Annotated in this window: 18 protein-coding genes; 11 read left to right on the forward strand and 7 right to left on the reverse strand. The window is 62.1% G+C overall.

Going from position 1 to position 17,890, the window contains the following annotated elements:
* The first annotated feature begins 22 nt into the window (after positions 1-22).
* Positions 23-574, forward strand: coding sequence for a MarR family winged helix-turn-helix transcriptional regulator (locus NKI69_RS19560; RefSeq protein WP_023809100.1), 552 nt, complete (start codon positions 23-25; stop codon positions 572-574).
* 44 nt (positions 575-618) lie between these two features.
* Complete coding sequence (locus tag NKI69_RS19565) at positions 619-1,812, forward strand: amidohydrolase family protein (protein WP_023809101.1); 1,194 nt, start codon at positions 619-621, stop codon at positions 1,810-1,812.
* A 3-nt stretch (positions 1,813-1,815) separates the two neighbouring features.
* Here the strand turns inward: NKI69_RS19565 and NKI69_RS19570 are convergent, their stop codons facing one another.
* Positions 1,816-2,400, reverse strand: a complete 585-nt coding sequence (locus NKI69_RS19570) for an amino acid synthesis family protein (protein ID WP_023809102.1) — start codon at positions 2,398-2,400, stop codon at positions 1,816-1,818.
* Positions 2,397-2,981, reverse strand: a complete 585-nt coding sequence (locus NKI69_RS19575; protein ID WP_352722385.1) for an amino acid synthesis family protein — start codon at positions 2,979-2,981, stop codon at positions 2,397-2,399. Before NKI69_RS19575 ends, NKI69_RS19570 begins: the two co-directional genes overlap by 4 nt.
* A 254-nt stretch (positions 2,982-3,235) precedes the next feature.
* On the opposite strand from NKI69_RS19575, the gene NKI69_RS19580 reads away from it, so the two are divergent.
* The 6 genes from NKI69_RS19580 to NKI69_RS19605 all read left to right on the forward strand — a co-directional run bounded on the left by NKI69_RS19580 (position 3,236) and on the right by NKI69_RS19605 (position 9,886).
* Complete coding sequence (locus NKI69_RS19580) at positions 3,236-4,240, forward strand: BMP family lipoprotein (RefSeq protein ID WP_013530296.1); 1,005 nt, start codon at positions 3,236-3,238, stop codon at positions 4,238-4,240.
* A gap of 136 nt (positions 4,241-4,376) precedes the next feature.
* Positions 4,377-5,906, forward strand: coding sequence for an ABC transporter ATP-binding protein (locus tag NKI69_RS19585; protein ID WP_502900185.1), 1,530 nt, complete (start codon positions 4,377-4,379; stop codon positions 5,904-5,906).
* Positions 5,903-6,943, forward strand: coding sequence for an ABC transporter permease (locus tag NKI69_RS19590; protein WP_352722387.1), 1,041 nt, complete (start codon positions 5,903-5,905; stop codon positions 6,941-6,943). Before NKI69_RS19585 ends, NKI69_RS19590 begins: the two co-directional genes overlap by 4 nt.
* A complete protein-coding gene (locus NKI69_RS19595; protein ID WP_352722388.1) occupies positions 6,931-7,917 on the forward strand; it encodes an ABC transporter permease in 987 nt (328 codons plus the stop codon). Before NKI69_RS19590 ends, NKI69_RS19595 begins: the two co-directional genes overlap by 13 nt.
* Before the next feature lie 11 nt (positions 7,918-7,928).
* Complete coding sequence (locus NKI69_RS19600) at positions 7,929-8,942, forward strand: nucleoside hydrolase (RefSeq protein WP_352609974.1); 1,014 nt, start codon at positions 7,929-7,931, stop codon at positions 8,940-8,942.
* Positions 8,939-9,886 (forward strand): nucleoside hydrolase, encoded by a 948-nt coding sequence (locus NKI69_RS19605; protein WP_352584258.1) that lies wholly within the window; start codon positions 8,939-8,941, stop codon positions 9,884-9,886. The genes NKI69_RS19600 and NKI69_RS19605 overlap by 4 nt, the downstream gene beginning before the upstream one ends.
* Positions 9,887-10,064: 178 nt before the next feature.
* On the opposite strand, the gene NKI69_RS19610 is transcribed toward NKI69_RS19605, so the two are convergent.
* The 5 genes from NKI69_RS19610 to NKI69_RS19630 are packed head-to-tail and all read right to left on the reverse strand — an operon-like array spanning position 10,065 to position 14,529.
* Positions 10,065-10,604, reverse strand: a complete 540-nt coding sequence (locus tag NKI69_RS19610; protein WP_352722389.1) for a prepilin peptidase — start codon at positions 10,602-10,604, stop codon at positions 10,065-10,067.
* Position 10,605: 1 nt separating this feature from the next.
* On the reverse strand, positions 10,606-11,148 hold the full coding sequence (locus NKI69_RS19615; protein ID WP_352722390.1) for a tetratricopeptide repeat protein: 543 nt from the start codon (positions 11,146-11,148) through the stop codon (positions 10,606-10,608).
* A gap of 54 nt (positions 11,149-11,202) precedes the next feature.
* Positions 11,203-12,153 carry a type II secretion system F family protein gene (locus NKI69_RS19620; protein ID WP_352722391.1) on the reverse strand — a complete coding sequence of 317 codons (951 nt, stop codon included), beginning with the start codon at positions 12,151-12,153 and terminating at the stop codon, positions 11,203-11,205.
* Between the two features lie 19 nt (positions 12,154-12,172).
* The gene (locus NKI69_RS19625; protein ID WP_352722392.1) at positions 12,173-13,105 is read right to left on the reverse strand and encodes a type II secretion system F family protein; all 933 of its coding nucleotides are present in this window, start codon (positions 13,103-13,105) and stop codon (positions 12,173-12,175) included.
* Positions 13,106-13,140: 35 nt separating this feature from the next.
* A complete protein-coding gene (locus NKI69_RS19630; RefSeq protein ID WP_352722393.1) occupies positions 13,141-14,529 on the reverse strand; it encodes a TadA family conjugal transfer-associated ATPase in 1,389 nt (462 codons plus the stop codon).
* 530 nt (positions 14,530-15,059) lie between these two features.
* On the opposite strand from NKI69_RS19630, the gene NKI69_RS19635 reads away from it, so the two are divergent.
* The 3 genes from NKI69_RS19635 to NKI69_RS19645 all read left to right on the forward strand — a co-directional run bounded on the left by NKI69_RS19635 (position 15,060) and on the right by NKI69_RS19645 (position 17,890).
* Positions 15,060-15,275: a Flp family type IVb pilin gene (locus NKI69_RS19635; protein WP_352722394.1), complete on the forward strand. Its 216-nt coding sequence runs from the start codon at positions 15,060-15,062 to the stop codon at positions 15,273-15,275.
* A 92-nt stretch (positions 15,276-15,367) separates the two neighbouring features.
* Positions 15,368-16,390: a Flp pilus assembly protein CpaB gene (gene cpaB, locus NKI69_RS19640; RefSeq protein ID WP_352722395.1), complete on the forward strand. Its 1,023-nt coding sequence runs from the start codon at positions 15,368-15,370 to the stop codon at positions 16,388-16,390.
* A 54-nt stretch (positions 16,391-16,444) separates the two neighbouring features.
* Positions 16,445-17,890, forward strand: a complete 1,446-nt coding sequence (locus NKI69_RS19645; protein ID WP_352722396.1) for a type II and III secretion system protein family protein — start codon at positions 16,445-16,447, stop codon at positions 17,888-17,890.

Genomic DNA, 17,890 nt, shown 5'->3' on the forward strand with positions numbered 1-17,890 from the left:
ACAGCGGCGATAGGAGTCCGGTGTGACGACTGAAAAGAAACCGCAATCCGAAAAAGGCGCGACGCCGAAAACGCCGAGCGGCGATGCACCCCCGAGCCGCGAGCAAGTGCTGCAACAATACGCCGAGACCGGCTATGAATTGGACCGCCACCCGGCGCACGTCATCCGCCGGGCGCATCAGCGCGCGACGTTGCGCTTCCAGCAGGTGATGGCCGGCGAAGACCTTTCGCCAACGCAATTCGCGGCGCTCGCCACGATCCTCAAGCATGGCGAAGTCTCGCAGAACCATCTCGGCCGGCTGACGGCGATGGACCCGTCGACCATCAGCATCGTCATGCGCAAACTGCTCAAACACGGGCTGATCACGCGCAGCGCCTCCGAAACCGACCAACGCCTGACGATGATCGCGCTGACCGGCAAAGGGACCGACTATACGCTGGAGCGGCTCGAACGCAGCGTCGAGGTCGGGCGGCGGTTCCTGTCGCCGCTCTCACCGGCTGAGCAGGCGACGCTGCTTCGCCTGCTCCAGCGCATCAACGACGACGACCCATCGAATGGCGACGGCGGCAAATAAGCCGCGTCCAGTCCTTTTTTCCATAACAGCAAAAGTGAGAACCGATGTCGTCCGACTCCCAGTCGTCTGCCAACACGCTCGTCGTCCGCAATATCGGTCTCATGCTGAGTGGCGATCTCGCACAACCGATCATCGACGCCGACACCATCGTCGTGAGCGATGGACGCATCACCAGCATTGGCAAGGCAGGCGACATTGATGGCGGCAGCGCGGCGACGATCATCGATGCGATGGGCTGTGCGGTCTCGCCGGGTCTTATCGATAACCACGCCCATCCGGTGGCCGGCGACTGGACGCCTCGGCAGAACCAGATCGGCTGGATGGATTCGACTGTGCATGGCGGCGTCACCACCATGATCTCGGCGGGTGAAGTCCACACGCCGGGCCGACCGCGCGACCTTGTCGGGCTGAAGGCGCTGGCGATCGCTGCCCAACGCACCTTCTCCAACTTCCGTCCGAACGGCATGAAGATCCTGGCCGGGGCACCGATCCTGGAACCCGGCCTTACCGAGGAAGACTTCCGCAGTCTCGCCGAGGCCGGCGTGACGCTTGTCGGCGAGGTCGGACTTGGCGGCGTCAAGGACGGGCCGACCGGCCGGCAGATGATCGCCTGGGCGCGCAAATACGGCATGACCTCGATGACCCACACGGGCGGTCCATCCCTGCCCGGCTCCGGCCGCATCGGCGCGGATGTCGTGCTGGAGGTCGACGCCGACATCGTCGCGCACGTCAATGGCGGGCCAACCGCCCTGCCCGACGCGGAAATACGGCAGATCTGCGAGAAGGGCTCGAGGGCGCTTGAAATCGTCCATAACGGCAATTTGCGCACCGGACTGTTCGTGCTCGACCTGGCAAGGCAGCGCGGCGAACTTTCGCGCGTCATCCTCGGCACCGACAGCCCGGCCGGATCCGGCGTGCAGCCGCTCGGCATCCTGCGAACCCTGACCATGCTGGCTTCGCTGGGTGGTATCGCGCCGGAAGTGGCGTTCTGTCTTGCCAGCGGCAACACGGCGCGTGTGCGCGGACTGGATGATCGCGGCATCATCGAGGCCGGTCGCGCCGCCGACCTGATCTTCATGGATCAAGCGATCGGCGGTGCCGGCGACGGGCTGCTCGACAGCGTGGCGCTGGGCAATCTTCCAGGCATTGGAATGGTCGTCATCGACGGCGTGGTGCGGACCGGCCGGAGCAGAAATACGCCTCCGGCGATGCGGGTGCCGGAAGTCCTGGCGGCCTGACGGTCAGCCGACGCCGTCAATCCCGACAATCTTGTCCTTGGTCAGCCCGCCGACGCGCGGGTGCGGCCTGCCGGAATCGGTGACGGCGATAGCGACGACGATCTCGTCGGCCCGCGGTGCGTCGGGAACACGAACCTCCATGCCGTCGAAATGGCTGCGCACCCGCGCCGCATCCTTGTGACCGAGCGGAATATCGAGCGGCACGCCGAGGCCGCCGCGCTTCTTCGATGAAGGAATGAGCGCGGCGCCCTTGCCGAGCACGTCGCGGAACGGGGCACCGAGCTTTGGATGAAGGATGGCGGCGGCATGTTCGAGCTCGCCATCGGCGCCGACGGCGGCGGCCTTGCCGAAGCTCTCGACCCGGTCGCCGGCGATGCCCAGAGCAGCGACGGCGCGCTTGGGCAAGATATCGCCCAAGGCTTCGCCTATGGCGCTCAGTGCCGACAGGTCCTCGACGTAGGTACCCGCATAGGGGTTGCGGATCACCGCGATGGCTGCGGCACGCCGCGTCGGCGGATCGACGGGTCGCCCGCCTTCGATCCGGGTTTCCTCGACGATGGTGATGATACGGCGGATTTCCGGGTTCATCGCAAGCCGTCCTCGCCCTTGATGTCGGCGGCGGGAAGGCCGCCGACCCGTGCATGAACGCGTGCGCCGGTGGTCATCGCCAGGATGACCGCCATTTCGTCGCCGCGCGGCGCATCGGCAATGCCGATCTCGATCGCATCGAAATGGCTGCGCACATAGGAGGCGTTTATGTGCGTGATCGGGATGTCGATGCGCGTTCCGGGGCCGCCGACCTTCTTGGTCGAAGGCACGATCGCCTTGGCATTGCCGAGCAGTTCGCGCATCGCATAGCCGCCCGGATTGTGCCAGAGCGCGCCATGTTCAAGCTCGCCGGCGGCACCGACTATGGCACCCTTGCCATAGCCTTCGATAGCCTGGCCGCCTTCACCAATGGCGTCGATCAGGCGCCGAGCCATATCGAGACCGAGCGGCTTCAGGTCTTCCATGAAGCCGGTGATCTCTTCGACATAGCGTCCGGCAAAAGGGTTGGCGATGACCGCGACGACCGCGCCTCGCTTGAGCGGGCGTGCCGCATGGGGTCCGCCCTCATGGAATATCTCTTCGATCTGAACAAGAAATTTCCTGACCACCACAGCCGGCATTGTTCGCTTCCTTCATCCCGTCGTTCATAAAAACTCGTTAGAGTATCAACAATTATGCCCATGGACATTTGTCAAGCGCAGACGTCGAGCAAGTGGGCGAAGGGCCTAGAAAACTGCATCGGATGACGATTGACAGCCTGTTAAGCCGCTCCTAAACTCATATGACCATCAACGAACTCGCTGTTGTCCCGGCGATATGTGGGGGATGGTCAAAGCGTGGCTTCAAAAGCTGAAAAAAGCTGAAGGGGAATGACATGAAAAGGGCGCTCAAGAGTTTATTTCTGGCCGGCACGATGCTTGCCATTTCGTTCGGACCGGCCGCCGCACAGGCCAAGGTTTCCGTGGCCGCGATCTCGGGATACTTCGCACAGGGTTTTGGCGTTTCGATCGTCAACGGCCTCAACAAGGCCAAGACGGATTTCGGCATCGACCTCAAGCTGGTCGACACCGGCAATCGCGCGCTCGACTACCAGCAGCAGTTCGAGAATCTTGCCAAGGGCAAGCAGTACGACCTCATCTTCGTGATGGGCTGGGAGCTGGTGGACTCGCTGCAAAAGGTCAGCGCCGAATATCCTGACCAGCGCTTCGTGTTCATCGATGGTGTCCTCGACAACCCCAAGATGATCTACGCCAATTTCGCCGAGGAGCAGGGATCCTTCGTCGCCGGCGCGCTTGCCGGCATGATCGAAGCCAAGGGCACCGCCTTCGACAAGATCGGCGACGGCAAGGCGATCGGCTTTGTCGGCGGCCGAGATATCCCGGTGATCCGCAACTTCCTGGGCGGCTACGAGCAAGGCGCCAAATATGCCGCGCCCGACGTCAAGGTAAACTCCGTCTTCGCCGGAACCTTCGACGACCCGGCCAAGGGAAGCGAACTTGCCCAGGCGCTTTACGGCCAAGGCTCCGACATTGTCTACAACGTCGCCGGCCCGACGGGTGAAGGCGTGATGCAGGCAAGTGCCGCGGTCGACAAATATTCGATCGGCGTCGACATCGACATGTGTGGCTCGGCTCCCGGAAATGTGCTCGCCAGCATGCTGAAGCGCGGCGACATCGCCGTCTACACGCTGATCAAGGACGAGGTCGAGGGCCGCAAGATCACCGCCGGCACCCGCACTTTCGACCTCGCCTCGGGCGGTGTCGAGGTCAAGGTCTGCGATGACATCGCCGCCAAGATCCCGGCAGAGATGACCGCCAAGCTCGATGAGATCAAAAAGGGCATCGTTGACGGCAAGATCGTGATCGCCAAGGCAAAATAAGCCAACAACAGCGCCTCCCTCCCAAGAAAGCGCTACACTGATCCGCCGCGGCTTGCCGCGGCGGATCAGTGTCCAATCTGCGAGAGCCACGTTGTCGAACACGCCGGGGTCGCCGACCCTCCACAGCAATGCCGCGATGGCCGTCGAGTTGACTGGCATCACCAAGCGTTTTGGCGCATTCGTCGCCAATGACGGCATCGACCTTGCGGTCCGCTGCGGCGAGATCCACGCCATCATCGGCGAGAACGGTGCCGGCAAGACGACGCTGATGAACATCCTGTTCGGCCTCTTGCAGCCGGACGAAGGCTCGATCCGGCTGAACGGTGAAGAGATCGTGATCGCCGACCCGTCCGTGGCGATAAAGGCCGGCCTCGGCATGGTTCACCAGCATTTCAAGCTGGTTCCCTCGCTCTCGGTTGCCGACAACGTCTTTCTCGGTATGGAAATCCGTCGCCATGGGCTGATCGACCACGCCGCACAAATTGCGCGCACGCGCGACCTGTCGAAGCGCTTCGGCTTGCAGGTCGATCCGACCGAGCGCGTCGGGCTGCTCTCGGTCGGCATAGAGCAACGCATCGAAATCCTGAAGGTCCTGGTGCGCGGCGCGCGCACCATCATCCTCGACGAACCGACCGCCGTGCTGACGCCGCAGGAGAGCCGTGAGCTGTTCCAGACGCTGCGCAGCTTCGTGGCCGAGGGCATGACGGTGATCTTCATTTCGCACCACCTGGAGGAGGTGGTGGAAGTGTCCGACACGGTGACGGTGCTGCGCAATGGCAGGAAGGTGGCGACCCGGCCGACGGCCGAGCTCAGCAAGGACGAGTTGGTGCACATGATGGTCGGCCGCGAGGTCAGCTTCGACCGCCGGGCGCGTGCGTCGCTGCACGGCGATGTAGTGCTCGAAGTGAAGGATCTGTGGGCGCGCGACGATCGCCTGCTGCCGGCCCTTCGCAACGCCAGTTTCACCGTCCGCTCCGGCGAGGTGGTGGGGATCGCGGGTGTGGCCGGCAATGGTCAGACGGAGCTGGCGGAAGTGCTTTCGGGCCTGCGACCGGCAAGCCATGGCGGGGCGTGGCTGAAGGGCCGGAATCTCACCGCTCTCTCCCCCGCCGCGATCCGCCAGGCAGGCCTCGCCCATGTTCCAGGCGACCGCATGGTGCGCGGGGTCGATCGCAACGCTTCGATAGCGGCCAACACCCTGATGGGCCGCCAGCATCGCGCACCATGGAGCCGCGGCGGCATGCTCAACTGGAATGCCATAAATCAAAACGCCGAAACACTGATCAAGAGCTTCGATATTCGCGCGCGCGGACCGGGCGATGCGGTCAAGCGGCTTTCCGGCGGAAATATCCAGAAGGTCGTTCTGGCACGTGAATTCACCAACGGCGCCGACTTCCTGCTGATCGATCAGCCGACGCGTGGCGTCGATATCGGCGCCCAGGAGGCCATTCATGACGAGATCATGCGCCAGCGGGCCGCCGGCCGCGCGATCCTGCTGATTTCCGTGCAGCTCGACGAACTGGCCGCCCTTGCCGACCGCATCCTGGTGATGTTCAACGGGCGGATCATGGGCGAGGTCGCCGGCGACGAGGCCGACGAGGAGCGCATCGGCATGATGATGGCAGGCGTGGCCGCGCCGGAATTTGCCGCGGAGACCGCATCATGACAGACCATTTGCGTGCCGTTTCCGGCCAGGTGATCGCCATCGGCGTGGCGCTGCTGATGGGCGCGATCATCATCCTCATGGTCGGCGAAAGCCCGGTGCGTGTGTTCATGACGCTGTTGCGCGGCGCCTTCGGCGATCAGGAGAAGATCGCCGGGACCCTGCTGCAGACGACGCCGATCCTGATCTGCGGTGTCGCCGCCTGCATCGGCCTGCGCGGCGGCATGTTCAACGTCGGCATCGAGGGCCAGCTGTTCCTCGGCGGCTTCGCCGCCGCCTGGGTCGGCTTTGCCATGCCCCTGCCCGCGGGCATTCACACGCTGGCCGCGCTGGCGCTCGCGGTCGTGGCAGGCGCGGCCTGGGTCGCCATCCCCGCCTACTTCCGCGCCCGCTACAACACCAACGAGGTCGTCTCGACGATCCTGTCGAACTACGTGGCGGTGCTGCTCACGTCCTACTTCACCATCTTCCTGTTCAAGCGGCCGGGTGGCTGGTCGGAGACGCCGCCGATCCTGGCGACTTCCTATCTGCCGGAGATCTTCACCTTTTCGCGGTTGAACTGGGGCCTGGTCATTGGCCTGGTGCTGGCGGTCGGCGCAGCCCTTGTCTTCCGCTACACCAAATGGGGTTACGGCGTCACGATGGTCGGTTCGGCGCCGAAATTCGCCGAATATGGCGGCGTCAACGTGAAACGGCAGGGTTTCCTGGTCCTGCTGCTTTCGGGGGCCGTCGGCGGGCTGGCCGGCGGCGTCGAGACGCTCGGCGTCCATCACCGCTTCATGGAAGGATTTGCCCCCGGTTTCGGCTTCGACGGGCTGATCGCCGCCCTGCTTGCCAATGGCTCGCCTGTCGCCACCGTCTTCACCGCACTGTTCTTCGGCGCCCTGCGCAACGGATCGCTGCTGCTCGAGGTCGATACCAGCGCGTCGCGCGAGATCATAACCGTGATCCAGGCGCTGATCATCCTCAGCGTGTCGGCCCAGGTGCTGGTGAGAAAGCGTGGCGACAGCCAGGCAGGGGAGCGGCGATGGAAATTCTAGACAAGCTCATCAACGTCGCGCTGATCGCGGCGACGCTTCGCACCACCGCGCCCATCCTCCTGGTCGCGCTTGGCGGCTCGTTCACCACCAAGGCCGGCATCTTCAACATCGGCCTCGAGGGGCAGATGCTGGTCGGCGCCTTCTTCGCCGTCCTCGGTTCGATCTGGACCGGTTCCGCACTGGCGGGGGTCGCCTGCGGCGTTGCGGCGGCGCTCGTCTTCGCCCTGGTTTTTGCTGTCCTGGTGGTGAGCTTCAAGGCCAATGAAGTCGTCGTCGGGCTGGCGCTCAACATCCTGGCCGGCGGCATGACGATCTCGCTGATGAAAGCGATCTTCGGCACGCGCGGTTCGATCGTCGGTCACGGCATTGTCGGCCTGCCGAAAGTCCAGCTGCCCGGTGCCCGCGACCTTCTCGGCTCGTGGGCGCCGCTGATCTCCGGCTTCACGCCGCTCGTCTATGTCGCCTTCATCGCCGTGCCGCTGCTGGTCGTCTGCTACAACCGGACGCGGCTCGGCCTCTATATCCGTGTCGTCGGCGAAAAGCCGGAAGCCGCCGAGGCGCTTGGCATATCGATCACCCGCGTCCGCTACATCGCGTCCCTGCTGTGCGGATTGCTGGCGGGCCTCGCCGGCGCTCATCTGTCACTCGGCTACATCACCATGTTCACCGAAAACATGTCGTCGGGCCGTGGTTTCATGGCGGTGGCGATCCTGATCTTTTCCAACGGCGATCCGCTGAAGGTGCTGGCCGGCTGCCTGCTGTTCGGCTTCGCCGATGCTTTTTCGTTGCGCCTGCAGACGTTCGGCTATCCGTCCTACCTGGTTCTCACCGTCCCCTATGTCGTTGCGCTGATCGCATTGTTCGCGCTGTCCTACCGGGCGCGCCCGAGGATTATCGCGGAGACGCTGGAATCGATGCGGAAGCTGCTGTCGGTAGACAAGAACGCCGAGCCCGGCGGCAAAAATCCCCAGTAAAGGAAGCCTCCATGGAACGCATAATCCTCGACGTGGATTCGGCCGGCGACGATATTCTCGCCGTGCTGTTTGCAGCGGTCAATCCGAGGCTCCGGCTCGAGGGGGTGACCACCGTGACCGGTGCGGCCGGCCCGATCGAGCAGGTCACCAACGTCGTCCTCAACACACTGACGCTCGCCGGGCGTGACGATATCCCGGTTCACGCCGGCGCGTGGCGGCCGATCGTCGGCAACGCCAAGGCCGACATGGAGGCGCCGGTGCATTTCGAAAAACGGCTCGTTGCCCGTTTCGGCGATCGCCTGAAGAAGTTCAACCCGCCGGCATCGACGCCGGTGCGGCAGGCCACATCAGGACACGCGGTCGATTTCATCATCGGCACCGTCATGGCCAATCCGGGCGAGATCACGCTGGTGACGACCGGCCCGTTGACCAACGCGGCGATGGCGCTGTTGCAGGAGCCGGGATTGACCGCTGCACTGAAGCGGCTGATCGTGCTCGGCGGCAATTTCCAGACACCGGGCAACATCACGCCCCTGTCGGAGTACAACATCTGGGCCGATCCGGAGGCTTCGCGCATCGTGCTCAACGCCGATGTCGAGAAGATCCTCGTGCCGCTCGACATCTGCGAGGACAACCGCGTCGCCGATTCGATGCTGACACGCGACGACATCGCCGACATGCAGGCCGTGGCGAGGGACAATCCCGTCCTGGAGATGATCGCCGACAGCTTTCCGATCTACATCGACATCTGGCGCGAATTCTTCGACCTCGTCGGCTTCCCGATGGACGACGTGATCACCGTGGCGCTGGCTTTCGATCCCGGCCTGGCGACGATGACCGAGCCGCTGTTCGCCGATGTCGTGCTCGACGGCAGGCTGGCGCGCGGCCAGACCGTCGCCTATCGCGGCCGGCAATTGCTGCCCGGCGGCGGGCCCAAGACCACCCGCATCTGTACCGGCCTCGACGGCCGGCGTTTCCTCGACGGCTTCAAGAAAACCATAGCGCGCTACGAGCGGGCGGCGTGAAAGACGACATGATGACCAAGCCAACTCCTATCCTGTTCGACTGCGACCCCGGCCACGACGACGCCATCGCGCTGGTCATGGCGCATCGCTCGCCGGCCATCGAGCTACTCGGCGTCACCACGACCTGCGGCAATGCGGAAGTCGAGAAGACGACCGCCAATGCCTTGCGCATCCTGGAATATATCGGCGCCGGCGACGTGCCTGTCGCACAGGGCTGTCACCGCCCGCTGGCGCGCCCGCTGGTGCTCGGCACCGCCGATGGACCAAGCGGGCTCGAGGGCTCGCCCTACCTGCCGCAGGCGACGATCAAGCCGGTTGACCAGCACGCCGTCGATTTCCTGGCCGACAGACTGCGCGCCGCGCCCGAACCGATCCTGGTCGTCGCCACCGGCCCGCTCAGCAATATCGGCCTGATGATCCTCAAGCATCGCGACGTGCTGCCCAAGATCAAGGAGCTGATCTGGATGGGCGGCGTGTTCTACCGCAAGAGCGAGATCATCACGCCGACCGAGTTCAACGCGTTCTGCGACCCCGAGGCGCTGAAGATCGTCCTGGACAGCGGCGTGCCGATCCTGATGGTCGGCCTCGACGTCACCATGCAGGTGCTGATCGAGGCGCCGCAATATGCCGAACTCGCCACCATCGACACGCCGCTCGGCCGGCTCGTCAACGACTGGCTGCTGTTCTACGAGAAGCTGCACCGCAACTCGATGGGCGTCGGCGGCGCCATGCACGATCCGCTGGCGCTGGCGCTGGCCATCGACCCGACATTGGTGCGCACGCGCCCTGCCCATATCGGCGTCGATCTGTCCGGCACCTACGCCTTCGGCGCGACCATCGCCGATTACTGGGGCGAGCGCGGTGAAAAGGACAATGCCCGCATCGCCCACGAGGTCGATGCGGACCGCTTCTTCAAGCTGATGTTCGATCTGCTGCGGGACTGAACGGAGCGCCGCGGCGCCGGCAGCGTTTCACGATAGGAATTTTTTCTTGACTCCCTGCCCTCAGCTATGGTATATTTTTGTCTATGGTGCAGATTTACGCCAATGACCCGCCGCACAGGCGGGTTTTTGTTTGCTCCGTCAAATCTCCCTGACAATTCAGCCGCGTGAGATGTCAGGGTCAGTTGAGCTGGTTGAGGATTCCAGAGCTGCTCGCGACCATCAAACTCCTGTAGATCAGGAACGCCAGTGTACAGATCGCGGCTAGCGCGATCGGCACGCCGAACGGCACCACGCCCTTGCGGTCCAGATGCTGCACGACAAGCCGAAAAGCGCCCGCGGGCAGCATGAACGGGTTTTTCACGATCGCCGCGGTCGCCAGGGCGAAAACCAGAAGCAGCACTGAAAACACCGCGAGATCGCTGCCGCCGATCAGGAATGGCACGACTGCCAGCAGCTTGACATCGCCTGCGCCGATCTTGCGCAAGGCCCAGAAGGGGAAGAGCGCGACGAACAGCAGAAGTCCGGCGAGAGCGCTCAGCCCCATGTCCCACCACGATCCGGACTGGAGCGACAGCAACAGCAGGCCCCCGGCGCCCAGGCAGAGCAGCAGCAGCACGTCGCGATTGGAAATCTTCTGGGTGGTGAAATCGAGCCAGCCAATCCTTGCCAGCAGAGGGATGGCGAGCACCTTCAGCAGCAGCGCCTCGACCAGCAGCATGCTAGCGCTCGACGTTCTGCACGCTTGACGACAAAAGCTTCAGATTGTTGGCGACGGTCGGGTCGTTGGGCGCCAGTTCGTAAGCCTTGAGGAAGTTCGAGCGCGCATCCTGCAGCTTGCCGCGCAGCAGGTAGGAATAGCCGACATTGTTGTAATATTCGGGCGTCGCGCCGACCAGCTTGAACGCCCTGGCATAGGCCTTGTCGGACAGGTCGAAGCGGTGGATCCGGTCGGTGCAGGCGGCCAGTCCCATCCAGGCGTTACCATCATTGGGCGCCAGCTGCGTCGCCTTGAAGAACAGCGCACCGGCATTGCCATAATTCTCGGCGCGGAACTGGTTCTTGGCTTCGGCGACAGCCTGGTCCGAGGCATAGTATTCGACATCGCTGACCGTCTTCAGCCCATCGAAAGCATCGCCAAAAGACGTCACATCGCCCTTCGACGGCTCGTTCGTGCGAACGACACCGTCGGTTACGTCCGCCGTCTGGCAACCGGCAAGCATAACCGTCAACAGGCAGCACGCCGCCGCGATAGCCCTCTTCATACAGATTCCCCCAGGGGTCTCGGACCTCATATTAGAATCACATCATACACGCAATCAGAAGATAATGCCCCTCATACGGATGATCACCGGTAGCATGATAACCATCATAACCACAGGGAAGATACAAAGCCCCAACGGAATCATCATCTTCACCGGCAGAGAATTGGCGCGCTCCTCGGCGCTCAGAATTCTCTGCCCACGCATCTCGGCGCTATAAACACGCAGGGCATCGGTGAGGCTGGTGCCGAGTTCTTCCGATTGACGGAACAGGACAGCCAATGCCCGCGCCTCGTCAAGTCCGATGCGTTCTGAAAGTTCGCGTAGCGCTTCCCGCAACGGCTTGCCGGCACGCAACTGCAAATTCATGATCGACAGCTGTATTCCCAGCCATTTGTGGGTGGCGGCCATTTCATGGCTGACGCGTTCGACTGCCCCCTCCAGGCTCATGCCGGCATCGGCGCAGGTGATCATCATGTCCATGAAGTCGGGGAAAGCCCGGCGATAGATCTGTTTCTGGCTGCTCTCGAAACGGTCGAGCAGAATGGAAGGAATTACCATGCAGGCGAGACCGAACAGGGCAGAACCGGCAAGGGTGAGAAAACCTGGCAGGTGCGGCGGCAGAGCGCGCGACAAGAGTGCATACATTGCCAGAAAGCCGACGCAGACCGCGATCAGACGACTTAGCGTATAAATCAGCGGTGCGCTTGATTGATAAAAGCCGGCGCGAAACAGCTTCGCCTCCAGGGCGTTTGGTTCTTCCCGCTCCTTCTCGATCGACTTGAAGTAGGCATCGACCGGCCGTTGCGCCGCAAGCTTGGCAAGCTGGTCTTGTCCGAGCATTGATCGGCGGTCTGTAATTCCTTTCCCCATCAGGCTCTGCGCGACGAGCTTTCGTGTCTGCAGAGCCGGCAAGAAGACAAGCGCACCGAACAGGAAGAAGGACACCGCCGCCACAAAGACGGCAATAGACATTAAGAAGCCCAGGTCCTGAATGTTCGAAAACAATTTCTTTCGTTGCTCCCAGTCAAAAATCGAAAGTAACCATCCGGTACATGATGAAGTCGCCAAGCAGCGCCCACAACCCAAAAAGCAGGAATGCCGGGAAGACGAGCGGGTTGCCCCAGATGGCGCCGTAATAGGCTGGGGCAAGAATTTGAAGTGTGAAGAACATCACAATAGGAAACAGGGAGATGATCCACGCGGAGACACGACCTTCGGCCGAAAGCGCCCTGATCTTCATTCGCAATTTCTGGCGTTCACGCAGAACCGAGGAAAGATTGGCCAGAATTTCGGTCAAATTGCCGCCCGTCTTGGCCTGTATCGCCAGCGATACCGACAGCAGCTGAAGGCCCTCGAAGCCGACACGCTGCGAGAGCTTTCGCACAGCCTGCTCGATGCTGAGGCCAAAGGTGATCTCATCGGAGACGATGCCGAACTCGGTGCCGAGCGGATCGGGCATTTCGCGCGCGACCAGACCGATGGCGACCGAAGCCGGGTGTCCGGCGCGCAGCGAACGAACGATCATGTCGAGCGCATCCGGCAGCTGTTTGGCAAATTTCCGGATTCGTTTGTTGCGGGCGCGCCGGAGGACGAGAAGCGGCAAGACGAGCCCTACGACTAGAAAGATAAGCAGCGACGCCAAGGCGGAAAAATTGAAGAATACCAGCAGCAACGCCATCGCCAGCCCCGCAAGCAGAAATGTTGCGGCGAACGTCAGGGGATTTCCGGTAATGCCGGATTGGGTATAGAGCCTGTTCAACCAGACCATGCCAAAAAGAAAGTCTCCGGAGTCCGTGAGGCCACGCTCCCGCAGCAATCCCTGTAACGTTTGTTCGGCCGGGACGTCGCCGGCGAGCCGCTTCAATCGGCGATTGACTGCTAGCGACCGAGAGCGGCGGCCGGCAAAGGAAAGATAGAGAGCTTCGCCTGCCAGGATGACCGAGGCTGCCGCCAGCATGTAGATGAAGTAGAGCAGAGCTTGACCGGTCGGCATCAGAGGGCAACCTGCGGGTTGAAGGCGTCCTTGGCAAAATGGTGCCCTAGGGTTGCGGCCTCCGGAGCGAAGCGCGGACGAACGCCGGTGGCGCGGAAATCTCCGATGACCTTGCCCTCGGCTGTCACCTCACGGCGGACGAAATGATAGATTTCCTGGAGCTGGACGACATTGCCTTCCATGCCAGTCAGTTCCGATATGGAGGTGACACGCCGGCCGCCGTCCGAAAGACGCTGTGTCTGCACGATAATGTCGATGGCCGAAGCGATCTGCGCGCGGATTGACTCATGCGTCATCGGCATGCCGGCCATGCCGACCATCTGCTCCAGCCGCGAGATCGCATCGCGCGGCGTATTGGCGTGGATGGTGGTCATCGAGCCTTCATGGCCCGTGTTCATCGCCTGCAGCATGTCGAAGGCTTCCTCGCCGCGCACCTCGCCGACGATGATGCGATCCGGCCGCATGCGCAGCGCGTTCTTCAACAATTCGCGCTGGCGCACCTCGCCCCGACCCTCGACATTGGGCGGACGCGTCTCCAGGCGCCCGACATGTGGCTGCTGCAGTTGCAGTTCGGCCGCATCCTCGATGGTGATCAGCCGCTCCTTCGAGGGGATGTAACTCGACAATGCATTGAGCAGGGTGGTCTTGCCGCTGCCGGTGCCGCCTGAAACCAGGATCGATTTGCGCGCCTGCACGGCGATCCGCAACAATTCGATCATCGGCGGACGGATCGAATTGAACGCCATCAAACGCTCGAGTGAATATGGATTTTTCGAGAATTTGCGGATCGACACCAGGGGACCGTCGACCGAGACCGGCCGCACCGCGATGTTGACGCGCGATCCATCTTCCAGGCGGGCATCGACCATAGGCGACGATTCATCGACACGCCTGCCGATGGCCGAAACGATCTTGTTGATGACGCGCAACAGATGCGCCTCGTCACGAAAACGGATTGCCGTTTCTTCGATCATGCCACGCCGCTCTATGAAGACGCGCTTGTGGGTGTTGATCATGATGTCGGTGATCGAATCATCCTTGAGCAGCGGCTCGATCGGCCCAAGTCCCAGCATCTCGTCGGCGGTGTCGCTGGTCAATTGATCGAGTTCGCGGGCATTCAAAGGCACGTTCCGGTTTCGAACGAACTCGCGCACGATCGGCCGGATCTCATTCAGGATCTCATTCTTGGAAGCACTTTCAAGCGCGGTCAGGTTGAACCGATCGATAAGATGGCGATGAATTTCGACCTTCAGCGTCAGAAAATCATCGCCATGCGATTCAATATCAGCGGCGATCGAAACGGGCTGAGCAACAGGCGAAACCGCGGGAGGCTCGACCTTTGTCACGGCCTGCTGTTCGCTTGGCCCCTTGATGAACCGCCCCAGCATAATCGCTTATACTCCCCTCGAACTCATATTAGCGGAAACTAACCGTTAACCAAGGGAGGCACAAGCGCCCAGGCTGCCCGCGCATCCGCAATACTTTCTACATAGTTAAGATGCGGAGCCTGTAATAACGTGTTTATTTGATGTGGCTGTTCGTTTGCGGTCTGATTGTTGATTCCGCTTTCCGAGCCCGTGTGCCTTTCGGCGTCAAACCGCCCAAAAGACCCTGCAAGCCCTTAGATATAAAGGAATATGCTATATTGCTAATGTTTCCTCAATCTCGCCACACCCGCGGCTGAATTGTGAACGAATGGTTAAGGTCGGTTGAAAAATGAAAAGAATCAAGCCCTTGGTTAGATTCGACTTTGCAATCTTCTTTCCGAATCAGGTACATGAAAGTTAAGGAACTCTTAATCTCGTTTGACTCTGCGTTTTCTCGGGACCTAGGATCGAGATGACGGGGGATGCTTGGGTATGGATTTCATCCTTTGCTCTGTCTCGTCGGGTTCAAACCTCCAAAGGGAGAAATTGACATGAAGAAGCTCATGACGATGACCCGGCAGTTCCGCGACGATGAGAACGGCGCTGCCATGGTCGAATATTCCATCCTCATCGGCATCATTGCCGTTGCATCGATCCTGACTGTCATCGCCATCGGCGCCTGGGTGAACGCCAGGTTCCTCGGTCTCTGCACCGCCCTCGACGCGGGGCCCGGCACCTGCAACGCGGTTGCGGGCACCGGTTCCTGATCGCCTGACTACATTCAGGCCCGGATCGTTCGAGCCGGGCCTGAATCCGATCGCGGCGGGCGAATCCCGCATTGGGGCTTGGGGCTTGGGACATGCGCGCCAACACACTTATCATGATCGTGCTCGCCGGCGTGTTCGGCGTCCTGGCGGTTGTCCTGGTCAATATCTGGCTTGCCGGCCAGCGAAGCGCCATGGCACAAACGGGCATCGTACAAGGCAGCACGGTCGTGGTTGCGGCAATGCCGCTGAAGTTCGGTGACGCTCTGAGCGCTGATAAACTGCGCGAAGTCGCATGGCCGGCGGGCGCAGTTCCAGCCGGGGCATTCAAGTCAACAAAAGACCTGTTAGCTGGCGACGGTGCCAAGCAGGCATTGCAAGCGATCGGCGTCAATGAGCCGATTCTCGCTACCAAAATAACTGGCCCCGGCCAGCGCGCCACGCTTTCGGCAGTGCTCGGCGAAGGCATGAAGGCCGTGTCCATTCGCGTGAACGATGTGCTCGGTGTCGCGGGCTTCGTCTTCCCCGGCGACCGCGTCGACGTCTTGCTGACACGCACGGCGCGGGGTGATGATGGCACGGATAAGAGTTTCGTCGACGTGCTGCTGCAGAGCATGAAGGTGCTCGCCATCGACCAGGTGGCCGACGAAAGCAAGGACAGCCCGACGGTGGTGAAGTCGGTGACACTCGAGGCCAGCACCAGGGATGCCCAGAAACTGACGCTGGCGGCAGGCGCCGGGCAGTTGTCGCTGGCGCTGCGCCAGGCCGCAGCCAGCAAGGGCGAGACGACGGAACGGGTGACGCTTTCCGACCTGACCGGCGAAACGCCGGCAGACGTCGCCGCCAGGCAGGCGGAACTCGACAGGAAGGCAGCGGCGGAAGCGGAGACTGCCGCCGAGCGCAAGCGCGCCGAGGATAAGATTGCCGGGTTGACCCAGGCCGTGGAAAAAGTGGGAAGCCGTCTCGACGAACTTGGCCGGGCCAAACCGGTTCCTGTCGCGGCACCGGCGACCAAGGAAGTGGTCAAATACGTGCAGCCTGAACCTCCGGCACGGGCGACGATTGGCGTTTTTCGGGGTGTGAAGCTCGAGACATATGACGTGCCGCGACAACCATGATAAGATGCAACTAATAAAACGGGGTTGCCATCAGCAGCGAGTGGGGAGACGGGGATGCAGGGGTTTCGAGTAAGGATGGCGGCGGCGGCGTTGTTCTGTCTGGCAGCGCTCTTTCTGTCGAACCTGGCGGCTGGCGCTGCCGACCGTTTCATCGACGTGTCGACCCCCAGCGTGCATCGTATCTTCCTGCCGATGTCGCAATCGGTGACGATCCAGGTGAGTGCCAATCTGGGCGACATCGTCGTCGGCGACGAGAAGATCGCCGATGCCCAGCCTATGACCGACCGCACGCTCTATGTCATCGGCAAGGGCGCGGGCACCACCACGGTCAATCTGTTCTCCACGGACAAGCGCTCGCTCGGCGCGCTCCAGATCGAGGTCGGCGTCGACGTCAGCGACATGGCGCAGGCGATCCGACAGGTGGCGCCAAAGTCGCGCATCGAAGTCGGCTCGGTCAACGGCAGGGTCAGACTTGGTGGCCACGTCAAGGACGGCGCCACGCTGGCGGCTATCATGGCGGTTGCGCAGCAATATGGCCCTGACGCCGTCATCAACTCCGTCATCGTCGACGACAGCCAGCAGGTCAATCTGGAAGTGCGCGTGCTGGAAGCCAAGCGCAACACCGGCCGCGACCTCGGCGTGTCGATCAGGAGCAGGAACGGCGATGGCACGACCCGTACCGGTACTGGTATTGCTGCCGTTGACGAAGACAATGTCGTGCTCGGACCGGGCGGTCTGGTCAGCGGCCTCCTGTCGACCTCCAGTCCCTTCGGAGCCCTGATCACCCGCGTCATCGACAGCAACATCAAGGTCGATCTGATCATCGAGGCGCTCGAGTCCAAAGGCGCGGTGCGCATGCTCGCGAACCCCAACCTCACCACGCTTTCCGGCGAGCCGGCCAGCTTTAACGCCGGCGGCGAAGTGCCTATTCGCACTCTCGACAAAGACGGCGAGATAAGCATCGAGTACAAGCAATTCGGCGTTAACCTGCTATTCACGCCGGTCGTGCTCGACGACGGCAAGATCCATATGAGGCTGGCACCGGAAGTCAGCGACCTGACCGGCTTCACCACCGCCGGCGACCCGATCTTCACCAACCGCAAGCTGGCAACCGTCGTCGAACTGCGCGACGGCCAGAGTTTCGCCGTCGGCGGGCTTCTGTCGAGCAAGACCACCAAGCTCCAGGACCAGGTGCCGTGGCTCGGCCAAGTGCCTGTCATCGGAACGCTGTTTCGCAATTCGAGCAACCAGAAGGAAGAGACCGAGCTGGTCGTCATCGTCACGCCGCACATCGTGCGGCCGGTGAAGCCCGGCGAGCAGTTGGCGACGCCGTTCGACAAGACGCGGCCCGCCAACGATCCGGAATTCTTCGTGCTCGGCCAGCTGGAAGTGACCAAGGACATGGTCCGCAAATATGAACTGGGCGAAGGCGTCACCGGCCCCTATGGCCACATGCTCGACTTCAAATCGAAGGACAAGATGCTCTATGTCAAGAAATAG

The organism is Mesorhizobium sp. M0491 (genome assembly GCF_040321265.1).
Lineage (GTDB): Bacteria > Pseudomonadota > Alphaproteobacteria > Rhizobiales > Rhizobiaceae > Mesorhizobium.

What these genes read in the sequence shown, in the direction of transcription:
- NKI69_RS19565 (WP_023809101.1), top strand. Translation starts at nt 619, where the DNA reads ATGTCGTCCGACTCCCAGTCGTCTGCCAACACGCTCGTCGTCCGCAAT.
- NKI69_RS19570 (WP_023809102.1), bottom strand. Translation starts at nt 2,400, where the DNA reads ATGAACCCGGAAATCCGCCGTATCATCACCATCGTCGAGGAAACCCGG.
- NKI69_RS19575 (WP_352722385.1), bottom strand. Translation starts at nt 2,981, where the DNA reads ATGCCGGCTGTGGTGGTCAGGAAATTTCTTGTTCAGATCGAAGAGATA.
- NKI69_RS19580 (WP_013530296.1), top strand. Translation starts at nt 3,236, where the DNA reads ATGAAAAGGGCGCTCAAGAGTTTATTTCTGGCCGGCACGATGCTTGCC.
- NKI69_RS19585 (WP_502900185.1), top strand. Translation starts at nt 4,377, where the DNA reads ATGGCCGTCGAGTTGACTGGCATCACCAAGCGTTTTGGCGCATTCGTC.
- NKI69_RS19590 (WP_352722387.1), top strand. Translation starts at nt 5,903, where the DNA reads ATGACAGACCATTTGCGTGCCGTTTCCGGCCAGGTGATCGCCATCGGC.
- NKI69_RS19595 (WP_352722388.1), top strand. Translation starts at nt 6,931, where the DNA reads ATGGAAATTCTAGACAAGCTCATCAACGTCGCGCTGATCGCGGCGACG.
- NKI69_RS19600 (WP_352609974.1), top strand. Translation starts at nt 7,929, where the DNA reads ATGGAACGCATAATCCTCGACGTGGATTCGGCCGGCGACGATATTCTC.
- NKI69_RS19610 (WP_352722389.1), bottom strand. Translation starts at nt 10,604, where the DNA reads ATGCTGCTGGTCGAGGCGCTGCTGCTGAAGGTGCTCGCCATCCCTCTG.
- NKI69_RS19615 (WP_352722390.1), bottom strand. Translation starts at nt 11,148, where the DNA reads ATGAAGAGGGCTATCGCGGCGGCGTGCTGCCTGTTGACGGTTATGCTT.
- NKI69_RS19625 (WP_352722392.1), bottom strand. Translation starts at nt 13,105, where the DNA reads ATGCTGGCGGCAGCCTCGGTCATCCTGGCAGGCGAAGCTCTCTATCTT.
- NKI69_RS19630 (WP_352722393.1), bottom strand. Translation starts at nt 14,529, where the DNA reads ATGCTGGGGCGGTTCATCAAGGGGCCAAGCGAACAGCAGGCCGTGACA.
- NKI69_RS19635 (WP_352722394.1), top strand. Translation starts at nt 15,060, where the DNA reads ATGAAGAAGCTCATGACGATGACCCGGCAGTTCCGCGACGATGAGAAC.
- cpaB (WP_352722395.1), top strand. Translation starts at nt 15,368, where the DNA reads ATGCGCGCCAACACACTTATCATGATCGTGCTCGCCGGCGTGTTCGGC.
- NKI69_RS19645 (WP_352722396.1), top strand. Translation starts at nt 16,445, where the DNA reads ATGCAGGGGTTTCGAGTAAGGATGGCGGCGGCGGCGTTGTTCTGTCTG.